Source organism: Paenibacillus sp. FSL R5-0928, assembly GCF_037970385.1.
In the GTDB taxonomy this organism is placed as follows: domain Bacteria; phylum Bacillota; class Bacilli; order Paenibacillales; family Paenibacillaceae; genus Paenibacillus_AQ; species Paenibacillus_AQ odorifer.
The window spans coordinates 5022893-5046667 of sequence record NZ_CP150225.1 but is presented as its reverse complement, the minus strand read 5'-3'; the positions used below and the strand labels follow the sequence as shown (position 1 = coordinate 5046667).

At 44.6% G+C, this 23775-nt stretch carries 24 protein-coding genes; 22 read left to right on the top strand and 2 right to left on the bottom strand.

The features are described from left to right. The first annotated feature begins 14 nt into the window (after window positions 1–14). The 15 genes from amaP (at window position 15) to MKZ16_RS22795 (ending at window position 14185) form a co-directional block, all read left to right on the top strand. Window positions 15–554 (top strand): alkaline shock response membrane anchor protein AmaP, encoded by a 540-nt coding sequence (gene amaP, locus MKZ16_RS22865; RefSeq protein WP_036682827.1) that lies wholly within the window; start codon window positions 15–17, stop codon window positions 552–554. 15 nt (window positions 555–569) lie between these two features. Further along, window positions 570–803, top strand: a complete 234-nt coding sequence (locus MKZ16_RS22860; RefSeq protein WP_036682825.1) for a DUF2273 domain-containing protein — start codon at window positions 570–572, stop codon at window positions 801–803. Between the two features lie 257 nt (window positions 804–1060). Continuing rightward, a complete protein-coding gene (gene nusB / locus MKZ16_RS22855; RefSeq protein WP_036682824.1) occupies window positions 1061–1513 on the top strand; it encodes a transcription antitermination factor NusB in 453 nt (150 codons plus the stop codon). A 42-nt stretch (window positions 1514–1555) separates the two neighbouring features. Then, a complete protein-coding gene (gene folD / locus MKZ16_RS22850; protein ID WP_036682821.1) occupies window positions 1556–2413 on the top strand; it encodes a bifunctional methylenetetrahydrofolate dehydrogenase/methenyltetrahydrofolate cyclohydrolase FolD in 858 nt (285 codons plus the stop codon). Window positions 2414–2424: 11 nt separating this feature from the next. Further along, window positions 2425–3804, top strand: a complete 1380-nt coding sequence (gene xseA / locus MKZ16_RS22845; RefSeq protein ID WP_076104386.1) for an exodeoxyribonuclease VII large subunit — start codon at window positions 2425–2427, stop codon at window positions 3802–3804. After that, complete coding sequence (xseB, locus tag MKZ16_RS22840; RefSeq protein ID WP_036682818.1) at window positions 3782–4039, top strand: exodeoxyribonuclease VII small subunit; 258 nt, start codon at window positions 3782–3784, stop codon at window positions 4037–4039. Before xseA ends, xseB begins: the two co-directional genes overlap by 23 nt. Continuing rightward, window positions 4026–4973, top strand: a complete 948-nt coding sequence (locus tag MKZ16_RS22835; RefSeq protein ID WP_076104387.1) for a polyprenyl synthetase family protein — start codon at window positions 4026–4028, stop codon at window positions 4971–4973. Before xseB ends, MKZ16_RS22835 begins: the two co-directional genes overlap by 14 nt. Before the next feature lie 99 nt (window positions 4974–5072). After that, window positions 5073–6977, top strand: coding sequence for a 1-deoxy-D-xylulose-5-phosphate synthase (dxs, locus tag MKZ16_RS22830; RefSeq protein WP_076098645.1), 1905 nt, complete (start codon window positions 5073–5075; stop codon window positions 6975–6977). Between the two features lie 45 nt (window positions 6978–7022). Continuing rightward, entirely contained in the window at window positions 7023–7925 is a 903-nt protein-coding gene (locus MKZ16_RS22825) for a TlyA family RNA methyltransferase (RefSeq protein ID WP_076098646.1), read from the top strand. A 265-nt stretch (window positions 7926–8190) separates the two neighbouring features. Continuing rightward, the gene (locus MKZ16_RS22820) at window positions 8191–8664 is read left to right on the top strand and encodes a hypothetical protein (protein WP_232061423.1); all 474 of its coding nucleotides are present in this window, start codon (window positions 8191–8193) and stop codon (window positions 8662–8664) included. A 31-nt stretch (window positions 8665–8695) separates the two neighbouring features. Further along, entirely contained in the window at window positions 8696–9145 is a 450-nt protein-coding gene (gene argR, locus MKZ16_RS22815; protein ID WP_036682813.1) for a transcriptional regulator ArgR, read from the top strand. A 46-nt stretch (window positions 9146–9191) separates the two neighbouring features. Then, the gene (recN, locus tag MKZ16_RS22810) at window positions 9192–10919 is read left to right on the top strand and encodes a DNA repair protein RecN (protein WP_076098647.1); all 1728 of its coding nucleotides are present in this window, start codon (window positions 9192–9194) and stop codon (window positions 10917–10919) included. A 138-nt stretch (window positions 10920–11057) separates the two neighbouring features. Continuing rightward, entirely contained in the window at window positions 11058–12170 is a 1113-nt protein-coding gene (gene spoIVB, locus MKZ16_RS22805; protein WP_081382368.1) for a SpoIVB peptidase, read from the top strand. A gap of 197 nt (window positions 12171–12367) precedes the next feature. Beyond that, window positions 12368–13183, top strand: a complete 816-nt coding sequence (spo0A, locus tag MKZ16_RS22800) for a sporulation transcription factor Spo0A (protein ID WP_036682806.1) — start codon at window positions 12368–12370, stop codon at window positions 13181–13183. Between the two features lie 282 nt (window positions 13184–13465). Then, complete coding sequence (locus tag MKZ16_RS22795; RefSeq protein WP_076098649.1) at window positions 13466–14185, top strand: hypothetical protein; 720 nt, start codon at window positions 13466–13468, stop codon at window positions 14183–14185. Between the two features lie 169 nt (window positions 14186–14354). On the opposite strand, the gene MKZ16_RS22790 is transcribed toward MKZ16_RS22795, so the two are convergent. After that, window positions 14355–16097: an ATP-binding cassette domain-containing protein gene (locus tag MKZ16_RS22790; RefSeq protein ID WP_076104388.1), complete on the bottom strand. Its 1743-nt coding sequence runs from the start codon at window positions 16095–16097 to the stop codon at window positions 14355–14357. A gap of 213 nt (window positions 16098–16310) precedes the next feature. Between MKZ16_RS22790 and MKZ16_RS22785 the strand changes: the two genes are divergently transcribed. The 7 genes from MKZ16_RS22785 (at window position 16311) to MKZ16_RS22755 (ending at window position 22776) form a co-directional block, all read left to right on the top strand. After that, window positions 16311–16694, top strand: a complete 384-nt coding sequence (locus MKZ16_RS22785) for a hypothetical protein (RefSeq protein WP_036675973.1) — start codon at window positions 16311–16313, stop codon at window positions 16692–16694. Window positions 16695–16978: 284 nt separating this feature from the next. Then, window positions 16979–17755, top strand: a complete 777-nt coding sequence (locus MKZ16_RS22780) for an ABC transporter ATP-binding protein (protein ID WP_038572519.1) — start codon at window positions 16979–16981, stop codon at window positions 17753–17755. 43 nt (window positions 17756–17798) lie between these two features. Continuing rightward, window positions 17799–18809, top strand: coding sequence for an aliphatic sulfonate ABC transporter substrate-binding protein (locus MKZ16_RS22775; protein WP_076104389.1), 1011 nt, complete (start codon window positions 17799–17801; stop codon window positions 18807–18809). 37 nt (window positions 18810–18846) lie between these two features. Beyond that, window positions 18847–19698 (top strand): ABC transporter permease, encoded by an 852-nt coding sequence (locus MKZ16_RS22770; RefSeq protein WP_038572516.1) that lies wholly within the window; start codon window positions 18847–18849, stop codon window positions 19696–19698. Further along, window positions 19695–20507 carry an ABC transporter permease gene (locus MKZ16_RS22765; RefSeq protein WP_036675977.1) on the top strand — a complete coding sequence of 271 codons (813 nt, stop codon included), beginning with the start codon at window positions 19695–19697 and terminating at the stop codon, window positions 20505–20507. The genes MKZ16_RS22770 and MKZ16_RS22765 overlap by 4 nt, the downstream gene beginning before the upstream one ends. Before the next feature lie 31 nt (window positions 20508–20538). Next, window positions 20539–21897: an LLM class flavin-dependent oxidoreductase gene (locus MKZ16_RS22760; RefSeq protein ID WP_038572513.1), complete on the top strand. Its 1359-nt coding sequence runs from the start codon at window positions 20539–20541 to the stop codon at window positions 21895–21897. Between the two features lie 483 nt (window positions 21898–22380). After that, window positions 22381–22776: a DUF488 family protein gene (locus MKZ16_RS22755; protein WP_076104390.1), complete on the top strand. Its 396-nt coding sequence runs from the start codon at window positions 22381–22383 to the stop codon at window positions 22774–22776. A gap of 277 nt (window positions 22777–23053) precedes the next feature. Here MKZ16_RS22755 and MKZ16_RS22750 read toward each other — a convergent pair whose 3' ends face one another. Then, window positions 23054–23473: a hypothetical protein gene (locus MKZ16_RS22750; protein ID WP_076104392.1), complete on the bottom strand. Its 420-nt coding sequence runs from the start codon at window positions 23471–23473 to the stop codon at window positions 23054–23056. Between the last annotated feature and the right edge of the window lie 302 nt (window positions 23474–23775).

The following is a 23775-nucleotide window of genomic DNA, read 5'->3' as shown; positions in this document are numbered from 1 at the left end:
AGGTTATGAGACTCGTGGCAAAAATTTTGGACAGACTTTTGCTGTTTGTCTACAGCTTAAGTATCGGAATACTATCTGTTATTGCCATCCTCCTCTTAAGCGGTGCGATTCCTAGAACTTTGGAGATTGAGAATGGACCAGCAGCTTATATTACAGCAATAATAGTAGCAGTTGTCTTGTTCCTTCTGAGCATCCGATTTTTCTACATCTCTCTGCGCCGTGATCGCGCTTCATTGCCTTCGGTCGATCAGCGTACAGAGTATGGGGATATCCAGATTTCAATGGAAACTATTGAGAATCTGAGTCTTAAGGCTGCTGGTAAAGTGAAGGGAATCAGAGATCTCAAGTCACGTATTCGTGTCTCTCAGGCTGGCCTTGAAATTACAATTCGTGCAGTAGTGGACGGTGAGCATTCATTACCGCTGCTTACGACAGAAGTACAACGTCAGGTGCATGATTTCGTGCAGGAGACAACCGGCATTCCGGTTGCTGATGTGTCTGTATATATTGCTAACCTCACGCAGTCTCCAAGCTTCAAAAGTCGAGTGGAATAGAGGTGAGTTTCCCTTATGTCTTGGAAAGAAGTATGGGAAAGTCACGGGGGTAGAATCGCCGGAGTGACTTTCGGCATTGGTCTGGGTTTGATTTATTTAATTTGCGGTTTTTGGGATATGCTGTTCTTTGCACTGGTAGTGTTCATCGGATATACGCTCGGCAAAAGAAAGGATACCGCGCAAGCGCCCCTGTTTCAATGGCAGGAGTTGGTTTCGCGATTATCCGGACGCTGGCGTCCCTTTAAGTGAACCGCGATAGTCTTTTTCCCGGAGCAGGAAACCGTAAGTTTGTGTTGTCCGTTGCCCCCGGAAGAAAGGCATTGCGGTTTTTTTGCGACAAGGGATAGGTATATTTGCGAGCTTCCTCTGAAGGTATCTTCGCTTTGTGCAATAATCCTCACAGGATTAGGGAAAGAATGAATAAGTGTGAAGCGATATTTAGGTCGTAGACGTTGTTGCAGTACAAGTGAATATTTTAATGCGATATAAGATTTTAGGAGGAACACATGAAAAGACGTATAGCTAGAGAGATTATTGTCCAAAGCCTGTATCAGATGGAAATGAACGATGTGGAAAGCGCGGAAGCCGTAGAAATGCTGCTCGAGGAAGCTTCAGAAGAGAATGAAACCGAACGTGTAATCACGGACGAGATTCAGCTTAAACACTATGTGGTAGAGCATGTGAATGGGGTATGGGAGCACAAGGTAGCGATCGACGATATACTTGAACATTACCTGAAGGGCTGGCAAATGAGCCGTCTGTCACGTGTGGATCGTCAGATTCTACGTTTAGCAGCGTATGAAATGGTGTTCGCTAATGATGTGCCTGCGAAGGTTGCGGTGAATGAAGCGATCGATTTGGCCAAGCATTTTGGAACGGATGATTCCGGGAAGTTTGTTAACGGAGTACTCGGCAAAATGATCCAAGAGATAGATACTATTAAAGCTGACCATTCTTAATTTATAAACCATAGTAAAGTATATAAAAGGGGAGAGACTAACATGACAGCAGCAATCATCAGTGGTAAACAAGTATCCGAGGAAATTCGTATTAGCATTGCCCAAGAGGTTGCTGAACTGGCGAAACGCGGCGTAAAGCCCGGTTTGGCTGTTATTCTAGTAGGTGAAGACCCGGGATCTCAGGTTTATGTTCGCAATAAGGAGAAATCTTGTATCAGCTTAGGATTCCATTCGGAAGTGCATAAATTGGATGAATCCACTTCTCAAGAAGAACTTCTGGCACTGGTAGCAGAGCTAAACGGACGCGATGATATCGACGGAATTCTGGTTCAACTCCCATTGCCTAAGCATATCGAGGAGAAGGCTGTTATTGATGCAATCTCCGTGGAAAAGGATGTAGACGGCTTTCACCCTGTCAATGTAGGCAACCTGGTCATCGGTGCCGACAGTCTTCTTCCATGTACTCCTGCAGGAGTAATCGAACTGATTAAACGTACAGGAACAGGTATGGCAGGTAAACATGCCGTTGTAATTGGTCGTAGCAATATTGTAGGAAAGCCAGTTTCCCTCTTGTTGCAACGCGAAAATGCTACCGTAACTATGTGCCATTCCCGTACAGCTAATATGCAAGAGATTAGCCGTCAAGCGGATATTTTGGTTGTAGCGATCGGACGAGCTAATTTCATTGATGCTTCCTATGTGAAGCCGGGTGCTGTTGTCATCGATGTGGGCATGAACCGTCTGGATAACGGTAAACTCGCAGGTGACGTTGATTATGAAAGTGCAAAAGAAGTTGCCGGATACATCACGCCTGTTCCAGGCGGGGTTGGACCGATGACTATTACAATGCTGATGAGCAACACGCTGATTGCGGCTAAACGCCGTCACGGCCTGGAATAGGGGTAAGATTCATGGCGGCAGAGCGGCAGGTTTATTCGATAAAAGAACTCAACCGTTATATCCGCATGAAGCTAGACTCGGATAATTTACTTTCGGATGTGTGGATTCGCGGAGAGATTTCCAACTTTACACATCATGGCAGCGGGCATATGTACTTCACACTTAAGGACGAGAGCAGCCGTATTAAAGCGATTATGTTCGCTTCTCATAACCAGCGGCTGCCCTTTATTCCGAAAGAAGGCGCTCGGGTAATTGCCAGAGGCAATGTGACCGTTTATGAACGGGATGGGCAATACCAGTTCTATGCCACACATATGCAGCCTGATGGGATTGGCAGTTTATATCTGGCCTATGAGCAGCTGAAGAGCAAGCTTGAAAAAGAAGGCCTTTTTGCAGAAGTTCGCAAGCGTTCATTGCCGCGGTTCCCGAAGTGTATTGGTGTGATTACATCCCCAACAGGAGCAGCTGTACGAGATATTGTGATTACGCTTCAGCGGCGGTTTCCGCAGGTAGCTATTGTAATCTATCCCGTACTGGTGCAAGGCAAAGGCGCTGCGCCTTCGATAGTGAAGGCGATTGGCGCGCTGAACGCCATGGGTGAAGCCGACGTGCTTATCGTCGGCCGCGGCGGCGGTTCGCTGGAGGAGCTGTGGGCGTTCAACGAGGAGGAAGTCGCACGAGCGATATCGGCATCAAGGATTCCGGTCATCTCGGCCGTCGGCCACGAGACCGATTTCACGATTGCCGATTTCGCCGCCGACCTCCGCGCGGCTACGCCCACAGCGGCCGCTGAGCTGGCCGTGCCTCACGCCGGCGAGCTAGCTGCGCAGCTTCGCCAGCTGCAGCAGCGGCTGCGCCAAGCGCTGCAACAACGCGCCCAGCGTGGACGCGAGCGCCACTCGGTGCTGCAGCGCTCGCTGGCGCTGGCAGGCCCGCGCCGGACGCTGATTCAGCACACGCAGCGGCTGGACATGCTGCGTGAGCGGCTCCAGCGCTCAGCGGATGCACGGCTCAGCCGTTCCCGCGAGCGTAAGGCGGTGCTGCATCACAGTCTGCAGCGGTTCCATCCGCGCGACAGTGTTGCCGCAGCACGTCAGCGCACGGACAGCATGCGCCGTGAGTTAATGGGCGCTATGCAGGCTCGTTTGCAGGAGAAGCGATCTCGCTATGTGGCAGAGATTCGTCACCTGGATGCGCTGAGCCCGCTAAAAGTAATGTCGCGCGGCTACAGCTTAGTGTATGACGAGGCGGAAGAACATTTAATCAAATCGCTGACCGAAGTGCAGCTTGGCGATCTTGTGGTGATAAAGATGAATGACGGACAGCTGAACTGCCAAGTATGGGGGATGAAGGAGGATGGCAAAGACGATGACGAAGGAAGCGGAACTTGATTTTGAAGGCGCTATGGACCGACTGGAGGAAATCGTTCGTGAGCTTGAACACGGCGACGTTCCTCTGGAGAAGGCCATCGATTTATTTCAGCAGGGCATGAAGCTGTCGCAGCTTTGCGGCAGCAAGCTGGAACAAGTAGAGCGTAAGATCGAAATGATTACCCAAGAGGACGGAGAACTGCGCAAAAAGCCGTTTGGTGCACGTCTGGAAGGGGACGCCGATGAATCGCTTTGAGAATGATCTGGAGGGAAACTCCGCAAGTGAAAGCATGCGGCAGCCGCTGGAGGATTACATCGCATCGATAAGTGATTTGCTCTCACAGGAGCTTGAGACTATTCTTCCCGCAGCATGGACGGTTCCGGAAAATTTACAGCAAGCGATGAAGTATTCGCTAATGGCAGGGGGCAAACGCCTCCGGCCGCTGCTTGTGATCGCTGCTTGTGAATCACTGGGAGGCAGCCGTGAAGCAGCCTTGCCTGTTGCTGCTGCTATTGAGATGGTACATACCTACTCGTTGATTCATGATGATCTGCCTGCCATGGATAATGATGATTATCGGCGCGGTAAGCTGACGAATCATAAAGTCTTTGGTGAAGCGTCAGCTATTCTTGCGGGTGATGCGCTTTTGACCCATGCTTTTTACAGTGTGGTACAAGCCTCCCGTAAATTTGGCATCCCTGCTGATAATGTTTTATCCATAGTGGAGGATCTGGCGGAAATGGCGGGTCCACGCGGCATGGTCGGCGGTCAGATAGCAGATATGGAAGGCGAGCAAGGACTAACAGATCTTGCACAGCTGAAGTATATTCATCTGCATAAAACCGGAGATTTAATTATCTTTTCGTTGTTAGCCGGCGGACGTATCGCAGGGGCAACAGAGAAGCAGCTTGAAGCTCTGCGTGATTTTGGCACAAGCATCGGACTCGCTTTTCAAATTCAGGATGATATTCTTGATTTGGTTGGAGATGAAGGCAAGCTTGGTAAAAAAACAGGCAGCGATATCAAACAGCAGAAGGTAACCTACCCTTATTTTATTGGGTTAGAGGAATCTCGTGCTGAGGTGAAGCAGCTTACAGAAGCAGCTCAAAATGCTGTGCTGAATGGCGGTTTTTACGACAACCAGCGCCTGCTGGAAATTGCAGATTATTTAATGGCACGTGATCACTAAGTTTGAACTTTCGAAGCGGCTGTATTTCGACAGCCGTTTCGTTTGTGTTATAATGGTTTTTATATATTTTACAACATCTAGGAAAGCGGGGAACTATTCGTGCTGCTTCCACAAATAAATGATCCACAACAACTGAAATCACTGTCAGTCGAAGAATTAAGTACTCTTGCAGAGGAAATTCGACGATTTCTGATTGAGAAGCTTACAGCAACCGGCGGGCACCTCGGTTCTAATCTGGGGGTGGTGGAGCTCACGCTGGCCTTACATTATTGCTACAACAGTCCTCGTGACAAAATGATCTACGACGTTGGCCACCAAGCCTATGTCCACAAAATACTGACCGGCCGTCAAGATCGCTTTGATACCCTGCGCAAATATCAGGGATTGTGCGGCTTTGTTAAGCGCTCTGAAAGCGAACATGATGTGTGGGAAGCTGGACATAGCAGCACCTCTTTGTCGGCAGCGATGGGGATGGCTATGGCTCGTGATCTTAAAGGCGAAGACAACAAGGTAATTGCCGTGATTGGTGACGGTGCGCTTACCGGCGGGATGGCCTTTGAAGCGCTTAACCACATTGGCCATGAGAAGCGTAAGCTGATGGTTATTTTGAACGATAATGAAATGTCGATTGCTCCGAATGTAGGGGCGATGCACAATTATTTAAGCAAAATTCGTTCGGACCGTCATTATTTGCGTGCTAAAGACGAGGTTGAAGGGCTGCTTAAGAAGATTCCGGCCATCGGTGGACGATTAGCGAAAACCGCTGAACAGTTAAAAAACAGTCTTAAATATATGATGGTACCCGGAGTATTGTTTGAAGAGCTTGGCTTTACGTATCTTGGGCCAGTGGATGGACATGATCTGGAGAAAATGATCGACACCTTCCATCAAGCAGATAACGTGGCGGGTCCTGTGCTTGTGCATGTGCTGACGACCAAAGGCAAGGGCTACAAACCGGCTGAGACTGATTTCTATAAATCGCATGCCATTTCCCCTTACAAAATTGAGTCGGGTCAGGCACTTAAAGCTGTAGGTCCTCCAATGTATACCGAAGTATTTGGCAGTACGCTGATTGAGCTGGGACGTGAAGATTCGCGCCTGATTGCAGTTACCCCTGCGATGCCAGGCGGTTCAGGGTTGTTTCCTTTTGCGAAGGAATTTCCGGATCGCATGATTGACGTCGGGATTGCCGAGCAGCATGCAGCAACCCTGTGTGCAGCTTTGGCTATGGAAGGGATGAAGCCGGTATACGCCGTGTATTCTACCTTCATGCAGCGTGCCTATGATCAGATCGTCCATGATATTTGCCGCCATAACGCCAATGTTATGTTCGCCATTGACCGTGCTGGATTTGTGGGTGCGGATGGTGAGACTCATCAGGGTGTGTACGATGTTGCTTTTATGCGCCATATCCCTAATATGGTTATGATGATGCCAAAAGACGAAAATGAGCTGCGTCATATGATGAAGACGGCACTTGAATATAATGACGGTCCAATTGCTTACCGCTATCCGCGTATTAACGGAACAGGCGTGGCAATGGATGCTGAACTGCATACCCTTCCTATAGGATCATGGGAACGACTGCGTACAGGAGAAGGATATGCTGTAGTGGCATGTGGTCCTATGGTTCAAGTGGCTGAAGAAGTCGCTGATTTGCTGAAGCGGGAAGGGATTCAGGTGGGTGTTGTGAATGCGCGTTTCCTGAAGCCGCTTGATAACTCCATGCTTCTTGATTTGGCTCATGCTGGAACCAATATGGTTGTTATTGAAGAGGCTTGCCAAGCGGGAAGTCTCGGCAGTGCGGTATTGGAATTCTACGCGGAGCATGAAATTTATGACGCGCGTGTACATCTGATGGGTGTGCCCGACATCTTCGTGGAGCATGGCTCCATTAAAGAACAACGTCAGCAAACAGGCCTTACCGTAGAAGCGTTATGTGGACGTATCAAGTCCATGATGGCTTTAAGTGCTTATAATTACAAAACAACTTCGTCTTCCTAAGTGGAAGCCGGAAATTAGTAACCCTTGAACGATCGGGAGATGACCATGGAACACCGCAAAGAACGGATTGATGTACTGCTTGTGGAGCAAGGTTTTTATGAAAGCCGGGAGAAAGCTAAAGCTGCTATTATGGCAGGGTTGGTGCTCGCGGATGAGGAACGTATTGAAAAAGCTGGCATGAAGGTTTCGCGGGAGTCTACCCTTAAGGTTAAAGGCTCTGTGCATCCGTATGTCAGTCGTGGGGGCCTAAAGCTGGAGAAGGCTCTTCGCCAATTTAATATTGATCTTACGGGACGGAACATGCTGGACATTGGTGCTTCCACTGGCGGCTTCACAGATTGTGCGCTTCAGAATGGCGTAAGCCATGTGTACGCTATTGATGTTGGCTATAACCAGCTGGATTGGTCACTGCGTAATGATGAGCGAGTGAGCGTCATGGAGCGTACGAACTTCCGGTATATGACACCTTCAGATTTGCAGGGTCCTGTTCCGGACTTTGCCAGTATTGATGTATCTTTTATATCCTTAAAAATAATTCTCCCACCCCTCAAAGCCTTGCTGCAACGTCCAGCAGATATCGCTGCACTCATCAAGCCGCAATTTGAGGCTGGGCGTGAGAAGGTTGGAAAATCAGGTGTGATTCGTGATTCCGCGGTCCATAAAGAGGTATTGATTAATGTACTGACTATGGCTGCAGAGTTAGGATTCGGTCTACATGGATTAACCTTTTCACCAATTACAGGCGGAGAAGGCAATATTGAGTTTCTTGCTCACTGGAGACTGACGCCAGAAGTGGTGGAAGGCGAAGAAGTATCCGTACAGCCGGGAGCTGCTGTTGCAGCAGTCATTCCAGTGGAGGACTTCGCTTCCCTTGCTGATGAAGTGATTAAGCAGGCTACGGGTACTTTTAATGTGAGTTCTACTCATGGAAACTCCCCGCGCCGCTAGAGCTTTATGAACACCCCGTCAACCTCAAATGGTCAGCGGGGTGTTTTGCAGATTTGCTCAAATGGATTGAATTTATTAAAATAAAGACCCGGTATAAAATCCGGGTCTTTATATTTTGAATCTTTTTTGGATTTACTGTGCTCGTTGTAATTGTAAAATGCTGAATTAGCGAATAATATCAATTATGCGGAAAGCTCGTAAAAAGACAGCTTAGAAGCAGGATTTACCAGGGCTTCACGCGAATAAATCACCGAGGTGATTGATAGTGGCGGGTAGCTCTGACAAGGTCGTTATGGCGTTTATTGGGGTAGCATTATCGATTTTTATAATATATCGGATATATGTATGGCTGCAGAGTTCTCCGCGTTCTTTTATGAAGGATCAAATTCCGTTCAATAAAGTGATTATTCCACATCCCTCTATTGATATACTTGAGGATGAAGGATATGAGGTCGTTGGAGGGAAATTAAAAATCCCCTTGTCTTTCAACGTAAATGGGGCGCAGATGTATAGCCGGTTATTTATAGATTATGTGGCGACAAAAGAGGAAGGCTCGTTATATTTAGTTATCCTTTCCAGACCACGCAAGCCTTTGGATTTCACTGGCAGCGGCTTACGTGATACCTTGCTTCCCTACCTGCTGATCTATCCGGAATGCAGCGGCGTTCTATATGTTAATGTAGCAACAGCATCGATCCATGTAATTAAGCTTGGCAAAGACGACGGAGAATCAAACTGAGTCCATATTTTTTATATACCAGGAGGCAACAATGAAGGGACAACGACATATTAAGATTCGGGAAATTATTACACAAAAGGATATCGAGACACAGGACGAGCTTGTGGAAGCCTTGCGTGAATCAGGTTTTCAAGTTACGCAAGCCACAGTATCTCGAGATATAAAAGAGCTGTTGCTCATCAAAGTACCCATGGATGATGGAAGATATAAATATTCACTTCCAACGGATCAACGGTACAATCCCATTCAGAAGCTTAAGCGCGTTCTTGTGGATAATTTTGTACAGATCGATTCCTCGGCTAATCTTGTGGTGATGAAATGTTTACCAGGTACGGCTAACTCTGTCGCTGCTTTGATTGATAATATTGACTGGCCGCAAATTATGGGAACCCTTTCTGGTGATGATACAATCCTTATTATTTGCCGTTTACCTGAGGACAGTAAGACTGTAATTTCACAAATCATGGGTTATATTTCTTAATTATAATTAATCAGATGCCTGTCATCTTCTCGGAGGTGCTCTATTAGTGTTAGAAACCTTGTCTATACGCAATCTTGCCGTCGTTGAGGCGGTTGATGTGCATTTTTATCCTGGCTTCCACGTGCTTACGGGGGAGACCGGGGCAGGTAAATCCATTATTATTGATGCGCTTGGATTGATTGTTGGAGGCCGCGGTTCAGCGGATTCCATTCGTTATGGTTGTGAAAAAGCGGAGATGGAGGCGCTCTTCAGTCTTCCCAGCGGTCATCCCGTTTGGGAGACTTTGGAGCGTCTTGGCATTGAGGCCCAGCGCGAGGAGCATCTTATTATACGACGCGAGCTTACCTCTCAAGGTAAAAGTACATCACGTGTAAATGGACAGATGGTCAATCTTACCATGCTTCGCGAGATCGGCGAGCAGCTGGTTAATATACACGGTCAGCATGAGCACCAGAACTTGCTGAAGGCGGAACGGCATCTGGGACTGCTTGATACATACGGAGAACCGATTATTGGTCCGCTAAAGGCAATTTTTCAGGAAAGGTATTCTGCCTTCGCGAAGGTGGAGAAAGAGCTGCGAGAGCTGCAGGAATCCAGCCAGAAGGCATACCAAATGCTTGACTTATATCGTTTTCAGCTTGAAGAAATTTCATCCGCCGGATTAAAACCGGGAGAAGATGAATTACTTACCGAAGAACGGGTCAAACTATCCCACAGTGAGAAAATGATGGATTCCGTATCGGGTGCATATGAGCTGCTTTACGACAGACAAGGCTTGGAATCGATCGGTAATGTCATTTCCAGACTTGAGGATGCAGTTCGTTACGATGAGAAGGGTCTGCGAACAGTGCTCGAACAGCTGCAGTCCTCATATTACCAGCTAGAGGATGCTGCTTTTCAGCTTCGTGATTACCGGGAAAATATCGAGTTCAATCCGATGCGACTTGAAGAAATCGAGAATCGTCTGGATTTGATCACTGGACTCCGACGTAAATATGGAGAGAGTGTAGAACAGATTTTGGCTTATTATGAACAAATTCACCGGGAAACTGATTTGCTTGAGAATAAAGATGAATATCTGGAGAAACTGACGGCGAAGCGCGATTCGTTGCTGTCTGTATTGATGGAAGCAGCTACGGAATTAAGTGAAGCACGAAAGCTTTGTGCTGCTGATCTGGCCACCCAAGTGGAGGGTGAGCTTAAAGACCTTCAAATGGAAAGAACCTCGTTGCAGGTCAAATTAGACACGCTGGAGGACCCCCGTGGAGTGGAATACAATGGTCGGCGTATTCGCCTCACAAGACAAGGGATAGACAGCGCAGAATTTATGATATCCCCTAACCCGGGCGAACCCCTGAGACCGCTTGGCAAAATCGCCTCTGGTGGTGAGCTGTCGCGTATTATGCTGGCAATGAAAAGTATTTTTGCGCGCCATGATGCAATTCCAGTTCTGATTTTTGACGAAGTGGATACCGGTGTCAGCGGCAGAGCCGCTCAGTCCATCGCAGATAAGCTGTTTAAGCTGTCTTCCACCTGTCAGGTGTTCTCCATTACTCACTTGCCGCAGGTGGCTTGTATGGCTGACCATCAGTACTTAATCCGCAAAAAGGTTGAGGATGGAAGAACCATGACTGAAGTGGAATCCCTAACAAACGATGGACGTGTAATGGAGCTGGCCCGGATGCTGGGTGGCGTAGAAATTACCGAAAAAACATTGCACCACTCGCAGGAAATGCTTAATCTGGCCGAGGCAAGTAAGGCTGCAACAAGCTAAGCGGAGCAATGATTGACAGTAATAAAAGCCTGGGGGCAAGGTTATCTTATAGGTACGCAATTGGCGACCACCTTTTTCGTCAAGCGAAAGAAGCAAAAGGGAGCGTGACAGCCATTGAAGCCTAACCTCAGGAAGTTAATGCCAGGCCTTTTATTTGCCTTCTTTCTTAGTTTATCGGGCATAACGGGAACAAATCTAAGTTCTGCTGCACCACTGCATGGTGAACCAGCCAAGGTGACTGCACAAGGAATTCATTCCGAGCTTAAGGTGATCCCGGGAGGTCAAACGATCGGTGTGAAAGTGAAATCAGCAGGTGTTTTGGTTGTTGGTCATCATCTGATTGAAGTATCCGAGAAATCTAAGCTTTCCCCAGGAGAGGTCAGTGGTTTAGTGCCGGGTGATCTGATGATCTCCATGAATGGTGAGAAATTGGATGAGTTGTCCAAGGTGGCCAAGCTGGTGGATCGTGCTGGTAAAGCGAATAACCCCTTGACCATTGTCTTCAAACGCGGAGGTAAAGAGCTTACAGCTAAGCTAAAGCCCGCGTATGACATTCATGACAAAGTGTGGCGGTTAGGCCTGTACATTCGTGATTCAGCAGCGGGTGTCGGCACATTAACTTTTTATGCTCCCGAGCAAGGTGTATATGGAGCTTTGGGACATGTGATTACAGACATGAATACCGGTACCCCAATTGTTGTAGGCAGTGGTCATATTGTTCAGTCCAGTGTAACCTCCATATCCAAAAGCCAGGATGGCGATCCGGGCGAGAAACGAGCGCATTTTTTGAAAGAAAGCCAAGTGCTTGGAAATGTGGAGAGTAATACTGACTTCGGCATCTTCGGTAAAATGAGCTCCAATCCCGAGCACAGTCTTTACAAAGAACCGATTCCCGTGGCGATGAGTGATCAAGTCAAGGAAGGTCCTGCTGAGATCCTAACTGTAGTTGACGGACAGCAGGTGGAGCGGTTTAAGGTTGAGATCATTCATGTAGCACATCAGCAAACGCCAGCCACTAAAGGAATGGTGCTGCGAATCACCGATCCACGTCTTATCGATAAGACAGGCGGTATCGTTCAAGGCATGAGCGGAAGTCCTATCGTACAGGATGGCCGTCTCATAGGGGCGGTAACTCATGTATTTGTAAATGATCCTAAGTCCGGTTATGGGTGCTTCATCGAATGGATGCTTCAAGATTCAGGTGTGACCAAACAGGAGAATAGGTATTCATTAAATCTTAAGGCGGTTTAGCCTTAAGATTTTTTGTCGAACGATTACGAAGAACCTCGAACATTGAGATAAAATATTTAATTATAATCCAACGCAGAAAAAAAATAAAGAAAAATAATTTTCGACAGAAGGGAATTCGATCTCCATGTCGAAAACGTAAGAGACAAGAAAAAAATGTTATTTTCGAATAGCAGATATAATTAAGGAGGAAGCAGCCAGTGCAGAATATTGAAGTGTTGTTGGCCGATGATAACAGGGAATTTACGAATTTGCTTTCCGAGTACATTTCTGAGCAAGAAGATATGACCGTAACGGGTATCGCCTACAATGGTGAAGAAGTGCTTCAAATGCTTAGCGAAGCGCGTAAAATTCCCGATGTTCTTATTCTTGATATCATCATGCCGCATTTAGACGGCCTAGGTGTATTGGAACGTCTACGTGATATGGATCTGAATCCTCAACCGAAGATCATCATGCTGACTGCTTTTGGTCAGGAGAACATCACTCAAAGAGCTGTACAGCTTGGTGCATCCTATTATATTTTGAAACCGTTCGATATGGAGGTCCTGGCAAATCGTGTACGTCAGCTTGTCGGCTCTCAAGGCAGCATGAGCTCTTCCTCCAACATGTACAATTATTCGTCGACGTCCAGATCGAATGTAGTGCCGCTCTCTAAGGGCAAGAACCTCGACGCTAACATTACCTCGATCATCCATGAAATCGGTGTCCCAGCGCATATCAAGGGCTATCAGTACCTGCGTGAAGCGATCACCATGGTATATAACAATATCGAGATCCTTGGTGCGATTACGAAGACGCTCTACCCAGCAATCGCTGAGAAGTTCAAAACCACGCCTTCACGCGTAGAACGGGCGATTCGCCATGCGATTGAAGTGGCTTGGACACGTGGGAACATCGACTCCATCAGCCATTTATTCGGTTACACCATTAATATCTCCAAATCTAAGCCTACTAACTCGGAATTTATTGCCATGGTAGCAGACAAGCTGCGGATTGAACATAAGGTTAGTTGAAAGGGTTAGGGGTAGTGCGGGGTAAGGGATTGTAGGTTGATGGTAGGTGTTTACAGTCAGTATATAAAAACCGATAAACTTGTTTTGAAGCCGATAAACTTTTTCCATCTCACCCGATAAACCTTTTTGGTTTATTGGGTTTTGTTTTTATTTAAAGATTAGCCATCTTATAAATGGTGAAACTCAAGCAGGGACATAGAACAATCGGGCGAACTGGTTAGATAAACTAATTTTCTATCCAGATACAGAACTACATTTATGAGTTAAGTCGGAGGAATCTTCATGAATTATTACGAATCAGGTGTTGAAAGAATTAGGAATATTGATGCGAATTTATACATTGAAATTTCAAAAAAAAGATACGAAGAAGTAAGATCTAAGGGTGAATATGAAGCAGATGCTAATTTGATTGCAGAGTATTACCGTAGAGTCGGCGTGTTTTTGCAGTTTATCTCAAATGAAGCAGCAAGTATATACATAGGAATGGATATGTTATTAGGTTTTAAGATGGAGGAAAATGAGTGGGACAGTTTCTTAGAAACGTGTCCGAATTTTAATAAAATTGATATTATGCTTATGAAATTAATAAGTATACATTATTTACGCTGGTGCTCTTTGCTTGATGCGCGCGACAATATCGCATTACAGTTTCCAGATATATATGAACCGATGATCAAATTATTTGAGAGAGGTGGGGGACGGATTAATACGCATCACCACGAACTGGTTGGTGGATTTGGAGCTTTTTCACGCTCTATCCATGCAAATAGAGGAGATATGACCCCTTTTGATATAAGCGATGTTGCTCTAGAAAATATCATTAAGGAAGTAGAACTAGCAGAAGGTTACTTAGCTGACTATAAGAACGGCAATTTATCAGAAAATAATTGTATCCGCTGTGGTAACAAATTATTGATCCTACCAAACTTATCGGATTATGGTTATCAATGGTATAAAATTAAATGCGAGACTAAAGACTGTTTTGATAAAAATTTCTCATGATACTTCATTATAGTTATATCAATCAGAGTGTCCGCGGCATGAGCTATCAATAAAATCAATGCAGTAAAAAGACACTGAGATCTATTCATCAGTGTCTTTTTTTTGGATACTTTTCCACCAACATTTTATTTCATCGTTCTTGTAATCATTTCATTCAGAGGGTTGGAATTTAAAGCAACTTAATCAGCTCTTCCAGCTCATCAACCATACTTTTTGCAAGTTCAAAATTATTGTCTTTTAAAGCTAATTCTATTTTCATTTCAACTGCTTTTTTATTTTGTTCATTTTCTAAATAATCTTTATCAAAATGACTGGCATAAATCATCTTTCTGAATTTTCGCATACTCATTTTTCTAATCGTCTTATCGTCAATGATTAGTACATAATCCATCCCATTTACTACAGAATAGAAATCATGAGAAATCATGAGTATCGCACCTTTATAGTCTTCAATGGCTTTCTCCAGTGCGATTTGTGTATAGGTGTCTAAATGGCTTGTCGGTTCATCAAGAAGCAATAAGTTTGCTTTGCTAGCAGAAACTTTTGCCAATTGCAGTATATTTTTTTCGCCACCAGATAAAGATTCTATCTTTTGATTAAGAATTTCTCCTTCAAAGCCATAGTTTGAAAGATGTGCTCTAATCTCGTCATAAGTTGCAAACCCGGCATCGATGAAGTCTTCTAGTATGGTATTAGAATCCTTTAGCACTTCGTCTTGAAGCTGAGAAAGATAAGCCACTTTAATATCAGAATTCATTTTAATTGAATCATGATTATTTTTAAAGATATCTCGGAGTAAAGTCGTTTTCCCGGTACCGTTTGGACCGATAAGGGCTATTTTATCTGTAGGTTTCATCTCAAAGTTAACATTTTCTAAAATCAACTCATCAAAGGAAACACTATAATTATTCACATTTAAAACAGTGATGTCTTCTTCAATTTCATTGTCCACACCAAAACTGATTTTTGGTTGCTTAATATCAACGAATGGCGCTTTAATTTTTCGCGCTTCCAATCTTTCTTGAAACTTAACCCTAGCTTTTAACGCTCTTCCTCTAGATGCTTCTGAATTATAGGTTGCGATCGCTCTAAGATTATCAATAATGTTATCGTATCTCTCTATCTCTTCTTGTTCAGCGACTGCGATTTCTTGTAACTCAATTTTCGTCTGAAGTAATGAGAAGTTATACTCAATATATCGCCCATCGAACTCTTGGATCTCCATGTTTTCAAGGTGTATAATTTTGTTAAAACAATGATTCAATAGATAACGGTTATGCGTAACCACTAGCAATATTCCTTTGTGAGCATTAATAAGATTTTTAAGTGCATTTAGGTTTTCAAAATCTAAAAATACATCGGGCTCATCCATAATCATTAAGTCTGGATTAGTCAGCATTTCCTTCATCACTTGAATAAGCTTGAATTCCCCACCACTTAGGTCGGATACCCTAGCATCTTTTAGTTTCAAGAGGTTGGCTAAATTTAGTTTCTTATTAATATTGCTTTCAAAATCATTTCCATCCATTAAATCAAAGGCATCTAGAGCTAATTGATACTTTTCGAGTAATGAATCAATATCTGATGATGTTTCCATTTCAGTGAGAATAGCTGTTATTTCATTTTGTATCTTAATAAATTCTTCTCCTATATATTCAAAAACGGTTGTTTCTTTAGATTTGTCTAGTTGCGAAAACTGACTTACATACCCAATTTTGCAGGTTGGGTCCATCTCTAGCTTGCCTTCGAACAAATATTTTTCTGGATCCATTAGTATATCGATCAGTGTACTTTTACCACTGCCGCTTGTTCCTATAAAAGCGCAATGTTGTGCCTCTTCAAGCGTAAATGAAATGTTTTTATATAGGTCTTTTTGCGGGAATGCGAAGGATAAGTTATCAACTTTTATCATAGTGTTACCTTTCTTAACTAAAAATAGTGACTATTATAAGATGTATTGAAGAGCACAGATTTTGAGTTTACCGTTGATAGAGTAACACTGTTTACAAGCAACTTCAATCATTTCGCATTAAAGTTGCTTGTGAAATTTTAAAATACAACTTAGAACAATATGATCACGCCTGCCCAGATAGCGTATTATAGCTCGATTACATCTGGCCAGTAGTTGGGTTGGCTGTGGCACGGAAAGAAGATTGCAGATGCGATTGTAGTAAATAACTCGGCCTACGTACCTGTACGCGCGATGTCCGAAGCGACCGGAGCAGGGGTGACGGTTGAAGGAAAAACGATAATAGTGGAGAGTAAGGAGACTGAGAAGGCAGCGCTAAAGGCAAGTATTGCTGCGGCTAAACTCCGGGAAAGATTAGCAGGGGCAGAATCAAGCGTTCAAGTTCTCAAAGAAGCGATCCAACTGGTGGAAACTACTGCGGCCGACCTAACAAGCGCAGCAGACTTAGAGGCTAGAAGAAACTATATCGCGGAGTTGAATAAACGTGTAGAGTTCATGGAAATAGAAATTTCGCAGATCAAGACGCAGCTCGGCGAATAATAAATGAATAATGACGAAAAGTCTCGCCATTACTGGTGCGGCTTTTTTTACTTGCAATTAGATAAATCCCTGCCATTCACACAAAACTCCACTTCACATAATAGACACTCATTTGGAAAATAATGTTTGACATGTGAGGAATGTCACTGATAAGATGATGTAAATTAAACCTAGTTGAATAATCGGATAAGGTTCTTTAGAGGATCTCATCATTTTTTTGCTCTAAATACCTATTAAATACATAAGTATAGTTTAATTTATATTTATCGGAAAGGGTGAATGGAGTGTCGGAGGAAACACTGGTTATCGAACATTTGAATAAAGTATTCGCCGCGCCTGCAGGTGATGTTATCGCATTAAGTAATATTCAGCTGAAGGTGAAAAAAGGCGAGTTGATTACGATTATAGGTCCCAGCGGCTGCGGAAAAAGTACCTTGCTAAAAATTGTGGCAGGACTGGATACGAGCTATAGCGGCACGGTTCTACTGAATGGCAAACAGATCGACGGTCCGAGTATTGAGAAGGGATTTATATTTCAAGAACCAAGACTTTTTCCGTGGTTGACGGTGGAGCATAATATTGCAGCAAATTTATCGCTTAAAAATCCAGAGGTTCGCAAAAAAGTAAATGAATTGATTGAACTTGTACGATTAAAGGGTTTTGAGAAATCCTATCCACGTGAGCTGTCAGGCGGGATGGCCCAGCGAGTATCTATTGCTAGGGCGTTGCTCCGTAATCCGGATGTATTATTGCTCGATGAACCTTTTGGCGCACTAGACGCTTTTACTAGATCACATCTGCAAGAGGTACTTCTTGATATTTGGCAGAGTAATAAGACGACTATGTTATTTGTGACTCATGATCTGGATGAAGCTGTATTTTTGGGTGAGCGGGTAGTCATTATGAATCCTCGACCTGGACATATTCGCAATATTCTTCCCATCGATTTACCGTTTCCGCGAAAAAGATCCAGTACTTCATTCCAAGAGTTACGTCGACTGGTTCTGAGTGAGTTTGAGAAGGTTGAAGAACCGGCAATCGATGTTGGAGCTGGTATCTAGATAAAGAGAGTCCATTTTTTTATAAAAAGGGGAGAAATGATCCATGAAATTATTTCGTAATTCACTACTTCTTATGCTTGTTTTGACTGTATTTGCAACAGGCTGCGCTTCGAATGAAAAGAGTGCGGGAAAGAACGACGCCAACAAATATGAAGGTGTGACCATTAAGATTGGCGTACAGGGCAGCGGGGGGATGTTTGGTAAAGCCCGTGAGGAAAAATGGTATGAGCAAGAATTTGATAAGCTGGGCGTAAAAGTAGAATGGACGGAATTTCAAAGTGGACCCCCAATGACAGAGGCGATCGCTTCTAATAAGTTGGACATAGCGACGCTTGGTAACATGCCGGTGATCGCAGCCCAAGCTGCGGGCATTCCTATTAAGATTATCTCACAAGTATTAGAAGGTACGAATAACGTTGCTCTTCTTGTACCTAGTAGTAGTACTGCTCAGAAACTGGAGGATTTGAAAGGTAAGAAGATAGCTGTTACAAAAGGCAGCAATGCTTACAACTTCCTTTATCGCGGTATTGAGGAATCAGGTCTTAAAGAAGCAGATTTTGAGATTATCCAGTTACAGCCTGATGAAGCACAACCTGCATTTGAAACCGGTGGCGTTGATGCATGGGCTACATGGGATCCATATATTACTCTAAATGCATTGACCGGTAAAGGGAAGGTTTTGACGGATGGTGAGCAATTGGGTGTCTTATCTCCTTCTTTTGTGATCTCCCGTTCAGCGTTCGCAGAGAAATATCCAGAACTAGTTACGCTTTATTTAAAAGTCACCAACAAAGCTATAGCTTGGGAGACAGATAATCGCGCTGAAGCGACTGAAAGATATGCGGCTGAGCGGAACATTCCGGCAGCGGTAATAGAAGGTACGTTTGAACGTTCCCAGATGATCAACATTCCAATTAGTGATGCTGTTGTTGAAGAATTGCAGAAGACAGCCAATTTTCAATTTAATATTAAGAACATTCGTAAAGAGATTGAAGTTTCTAAAATAACAGATAATCAATATATTGAAGCAGCACTGAAGGAACCTTTGAAGTAACGGATGAAACCACAGATGTAGAAAAGAGGTTGTTTACATGCAATTCAGTGCTGAAAAAGCTGTGATCTCGCCACTAATCCATAAAAAGAATCCAGTAAAGAAGCGTGGACTTTCCATCCAAACGACGAATATATTGCTTGGACTTATCTTACCAATTGCTTTGCTCCTGATTTGGGAGATAGCCGGAGCGATGGGAAAGTTAAATCCTATATTGCTGCCAAGGCCAAGTGAAATATGGCGGGAATTGGTTAGCTTGACCGCGTCCGGTGAGCTGGCGAAACATTTAGGCATATCTGCTTGGCGGGCACTGCTTGGTTTCTTAATTGGGGGAGGGCTTGGCTTAGCGGCTGGTTTGTGGGTAGGCTTTTCATACAAAACAGAACGTTTGCTGGATCCGTCGCTGCAAATGCTGCGCACGCTGCCCCATTTAGCAATTGCTCCACTATTTATTTTGTGGTTCGGATTCGGTGAAACCTCAAAAATATTGTTGATTGCCAAAGGTTCATTTTTCCCATTATACGTGAACACATTTCTAGGAATCCGTTCGGTGGACAACAAGTTGTTTGATGTTGGGAGAGTACTGCAATTCAGTAAATGGCAGATGGTGAGTAAGTTAATTATTCCAGCCTCACTGCCCAACATCTTTTTAGGTATCCGCTTGTCTGTAGGCATAGCTTGGCTTGGACTTGTCGTAGCGGAAATGATGGGCTCTAGCTCAGGTGTTGGCTATCTAATCAATGACGCGCGATCGTTTTCTTTGACCACAGTGGTATTTGTTGGGATCATCGTGTTTGCGGTAGTAGGTAAACTGTCAGATTCATTAGTAAAGCTGTTGGAATCGAGATTGCTAAGATGGCAGGACAGTTATAGAGGAGATAAAGGATCATGAGCAATCACCTATCCAGTAATAAAATAGAGCGTCATGACGATGGTTTAAGCTGGATTCCAAAAAAACTGCATGGTTGGATTGTACCTCTAGCTCTAGTGGTGATTTGGGAAGTGGCAGCTGCGCTCCATCTAGTCTCTGCGACGACATTGCCTGCTCCATCCTCCATTATTACGCAGTTCTTTTCTTTAATAGCTAGCGGTGAGTTGTTTCGACATCTGGGGATTAGCGCCTATCGGGCAGGACTTGGCTTTTTATTGGGATCTGCTACTGGACTGCTGCTTGGCTTATCTACAGGACTTGGGAAATTAGTAGAGCGTACACTGGATCCATCTTTACAGATGCTTCGAACGATTCCATTACTTGCCCTTATTCCGTTATTCATTTTGTGGTTTGGTGTGGGTGAATTTTCTAAAATACTAATGATTTCATTAGGTGCTTTTTTTCCAGTTTATCTGAACACTTTTCTAGGAATTCGTAATGTTGATATCAAGCTTGTTGAAGTATCCCATATTTTCCAATACACAAGATGGCAGCTGCTTAGCAAAATGATTATTCCGGCTGCAATGCCTAATATTCTACTTGGTATTCGCTTATCACTTGGTGCATCGTGGCTTGTACTCGTCGTAGCGGAGATGATGGGAACAAGTGCGGGGATAGGCTATATGATTCAGGATGCCAGAGCTTATTCGCAAACAGATATAGTATTCGTTGGAATTTCAATCTTTGCAGTGATAGGAAAACTTTCGGATTCCGCAATTCGATTGCTGGAGAAAAGATGGCTGCATTGGCGTGATACATTCAAAGGTTAACGAACTCTAGAATTCGAAAGGCAGGGTCATTATGGGAACCAGAAAAGATCAGCTACATTTAGGTGCATTTATTTATTATTCAGGACATCATCATTATGGCTGGCGTCATCCGGAATCAGGAGCGGATAAGATCTTCAATTATAAATTTTATCGCGAATTGGCAAAAACCGCAGAGCGTGGAAAGTTCGATATGATGTTTTTGGCGGATTTGTTGTATGTGATGGGTGCGGATCAAGCTGCTTCGGGTATGCTGGACCCATTGACGCTGTTGTCAGCCCTTTCGACAGAAACAGAAAAACTCGGATTAACGGCTACCGTATCGACCACGTATAACGAACCTTATAATGTGGCTCGCAAATTTGCTTCTTTAGATCATATTAGTGAAGGTCGAGCAGGTTGGAATATTGTCACCTCCCAGCTCGATGTGGAAGCTTATAACTATGGGAAGCCGGAGCATCCAGAGCACGGACTTCGGTATAAAATGGCTCGTGAATTTGTTGAGGTGGCGACGCTTCTCTGGGACAGCTGGGAGGATGACTCTTTAATCGTTAACCGCGAAGAGGGACAATTTGCTGACGCGAAGAAGATCAAAGAAGTGGAATACAAAGGGGAGTGGTATTCTACAAAAGGAACCCTCAATGTTCCTCGCTCACCTCAAGGGTATCCTGTACTTATTCAAGCCGGATCTTCTGGTCCAGGACAAGAGTTTGCAGCTAGTTTTGGAGAGGTGATCTTTACGGCACAGCAGTCGCTTGAAGCGGCTAAGGCCTTCTATGAAAGCGTCAATTCCAAATTAGCAGATTACGGCCGTGAACGTGGCAGCTTAAAAATTATGCCGGGCTTGTCTCCGATCATTGGAGCGACCGAAGAGGAAGCCCAAAGTAAATATAAAGAACTGCAGGAGTTGATTCCTCCTGCCGCTGTTGTTGGTATGTTGTCTGGTATGTTGAGGTTTGACCTGTCTGAATACCCAGTAGATGGACAGCTGCCTGAGATTCCTGATCCAGTAGAAGCATCAAATGGAATGAAAAGCCGGGTTCAGCTGATTATGGATATGGCTCGTAAGGACAAATTATCGATATTAGAATTAGGCCGCCGTCTGCTAGGCGCACGAGGACATATGCAGTTTGTTGGAACCTATGAACAATTGGCAGATTTAATGCAATTGTGGTTCGAAGAGTACGGCTGCGATGGATTTAATATTATGCCACCAGTACTGCCGGGCAACTTGGATGAATTTGTGGATCATGTTGTGCCCATCTTGCAGGCACGCGGCTTGTTCCGTACTGAGTACACGGGGAGTACTCTTCGTGAACATTTAGGATTGGAGCGTCCGGATATCCGTCATTTCCAGAATCGTAGAGTGGCTGAAATAGGGGCTGGTAAATAAGCGGATTCACTCCTTTATTGGGTTTGGAAAACCAATGAAGGAGTATTTTTTATGTAAAAATAATGTGAATAGTAAAAGATCATCCCACCTGAAGCAATAACATTATATTTGTATTGGTTGCAGAAGTTTCGTGAATCGTTCCAGAAGCAATGTAACAAGTTTCTATTCCATCTGAGTATATTTTCAATATTTTAACGATCGATTCACCGTTTCCACGGATTATCTCACAAGTATTAGAAGGTACAAACAATGTTGCTCTTCTTGTGCCTGGCACTAGTGCCGCTCAGAAATTAGAGGATTTAATCGGCAATCAACCTGCTTACGGTACCACATTCCCTCCAAGTTACTGTCCTTGGCAGGAAAATTTGTTCCATGGTATATTCAGTGTACTAAGAAATCGCTCTTTTGGAATAGCTGACCGCACGTTCGATACAGCAATTGGACAACGGTCCGTTCCAGTATGGATGCCAGGAGGGAGACTACATGTTGGAGAATACCTGCCGCAATTTAGATGAACATCAGTACTCTATATGTCTGAAGCGGATTTATGAGCCGGCGGCTCCGGAGGACGGATACCGGATACTGGTGGACAGGCTGTGGGCACGCGGAATTACGAAACCGCAGGCGGCATTAGACGAATGGATGAAGGAGATTGCTCCAAGCCCGGAGCTGCGCAAATGGTTTGACCACATGCCGGAGCGTTTTGCGGCATTCAGTGACCGTTATATACAGGAACTGGAGGAAGATCCGACGCGCGTGAGACTTGCAGCGACAATCCGTGAACGGGTGCTGAAACAGGATGTTACGTTGGTATATGCCGCGAAAGACCCAATACATAATCATGCGAATGTATTATATAAATGGCTGCTTTCCAGATAAAAAGCACACGGATCTCCCCCGAATCGTTAAGGATTTCGAGGGAGGCCCGTGTGCTTTTTTTAATAAATAAAATTAGATGCTGGGTGAATAGATTCATAATCAAATTGTTGTTCAATTGGAGTGCCGGTCCGAAAAACTCATAATGAATTTGCTCTTCTTTCATCCCGAGCCTGGGCAGTTCGCCAATCATCGCTTCCATTGTTGGGCGAATACACGCTGCAAGAATTACTGATTAACAAAGCTGATTTGCGTGCCATCCTGCAAGCTAGAAATGAGGTCACGCCTCCTCAAACAGAAGACGTTCTTCATCCCGGCTATGAATCGCGTTCACAACCAGCAGCGCGTGGAACTGGTGAAGCACCTCCGGAGTGAGGCCTTCTTCCGCAAGCAATGCTTTGACATCTTTTACTATAATCCGCAATAATTCATGATCACGTGTAAGCCCGAGAACTGCGTCTTGCAGGTTAGGATTCTTCCCGGATATTTCCTGGTAGAACCCGTCTTCCTCCGCGTCAGCATGGCTGATAATCCGCGTCTCCCAGTACTCAATTAGATGTTCGGCGGCCTGATGCGCCACTTCAAATTCCTTCGCTTCCAGCAGTTCTTCCACTTCTTCGGTCTTGGCTACAGCGCCGGAGAGCCCGCCCTGATGAATGGCATGGTGGGCATGCAACTGGCGTAGTGAGGGTCCTGGCATGTTGCTTCATCCTCCCGTTTTTCGAAAATATAAAATCTATATGTTTCATATGATAATGATCATTCTACTTCTCGCTGAAACGGTACCGTCTTCAAAAAAGGACGGTAAAGCCGTTTCCACTTGCCAGTATAGCACACGAATTTGCAGAGGAATTCCCGCTAAGGAATTCCCCGGACCAAAAAGAGGGAAGTCCCTAATGGGATCCTCTGCCCGGGAAGTAAACGGCAGGAACACAGCTTTTCTCCTCAGTGGGAAAGGCTTTTTGCTTTTTATTCAGATCGAGGGAATTCCCGAGGTTCAAT

Bases quoted from the DNA above. Each gene is read 5' to 3' on its own strand.
- MKZ16_RS22860 (WP_036682825.1), top strand. From the start codon at position 570: ATGTCTTGGAAAGAAGTATGGGAAAGTCACGGGGGTAGAATCGCCGGA.
- MKZ16_RS22835 (WP_076104387.1), top strand. From the start codon at position 4,026: ATGAATCGCTTTGAGAATGATCTGGAGGGAAACTCCGCAAGTGAAAGC.
- argR (WP_036682813.1), top strand. From the start codon at position 8,696: ATGAAGGGACAACGACATATTAAGATTCGGGAAATTATTACACAAAAG.
- MKZ16_RS22775 (WP_076104389.1), top strand. From the start codon at position 17,799: ATGAAATTATTTCGTAATTCACTACTTCTTATGCTTGTTTTGACTGTA.
- MKZ16_RS22765 (WP_036675977.1), top strand. From the start codon at position 19,695: ATGAGCAATCACCTATCCAGTAATAAAATAGAGCGTCATGACGATGGT.
- nusB (WP_036682824.1), top strand. From the start codon at position 1,061: ATGAAAAGACGTATAGCTAGAGAGATTATTGTCCAAAGCCTGTATCAG.
- MKZ16_RS22750 (WP_076104392.1), bottom strand. From the start codon at position 23,473: ATGCCAGGACCCTCACTACGCCAGTTGCATGCCCACCATGCCATTCAT.
- MKZ16_RS22795 (WP_076098649.1), top strand. From the start codon at position 13,466: ATGAATTATTACGAATCAGGTGTTGAAAGAATTAGGAATATTGATGCG.
- spoIVB (WP_081382368.1), top strand. From the start codon at position 11,058: ATGCCAGGCCTTTTATTTGCCTTCTTTCTTAGTTTATCGGGCATAACG.
- MKZ16_RS22790 (WP_076104388.1), bottom strand. From the start codon at position 16,097: ATGATAAAAGTTGATAACTTATCCTTCGCATTCCCGCAAAAAGACCTA.
- xseA (WP_076104386.1), top strand. From the start codon at position 2,425: ATGGCGGCAGAGCGGCAGGTTTATTCGATAAAAGAACTCAACCGTTAT.
- xseB (WP_036682818.1), top strand. From the start codon at position 3,782: ATGACGAAGGAAGCGGAACTTGATTTTGAAGGCGCTATGGACCGACTG.
- MKZ16_RS22760 (WP_038572513.1), top strand. From the start codon at position 20,539: ATGGGAACCAGAAAAGATCAGCTACATTTAGGTGCATTTATTTATTAT.
- folD (WP_036682821.1), top strand. From the start codon at position 1,556: ATGACAGCAGCAATCATCAGTGGTAAACAAGTATCCGAGGAAATTCGT.
- MKZ16_RS22770 (WP_038572516.1), top strand. From the start codon at position 18,847: ATGCAATTCAGTGCTGAAAAAGCTGTGATCTCGCCACTAATCCATAAA.
- MKZ16_RS22755 (WP_076104390.1), top strand. From the start codon at position 22,381: ATGTTGGAGAATACCTGCCGCAATTTAGATGAACATCAGTACTCTATA.
- MKZ16_RS22825 (WP_076098646.1), top strand. From the start codon at position 7,023: ATGGAACACCGCAAAGAACGGATTGATGTACTGCTTGTGGAGCAAGGT.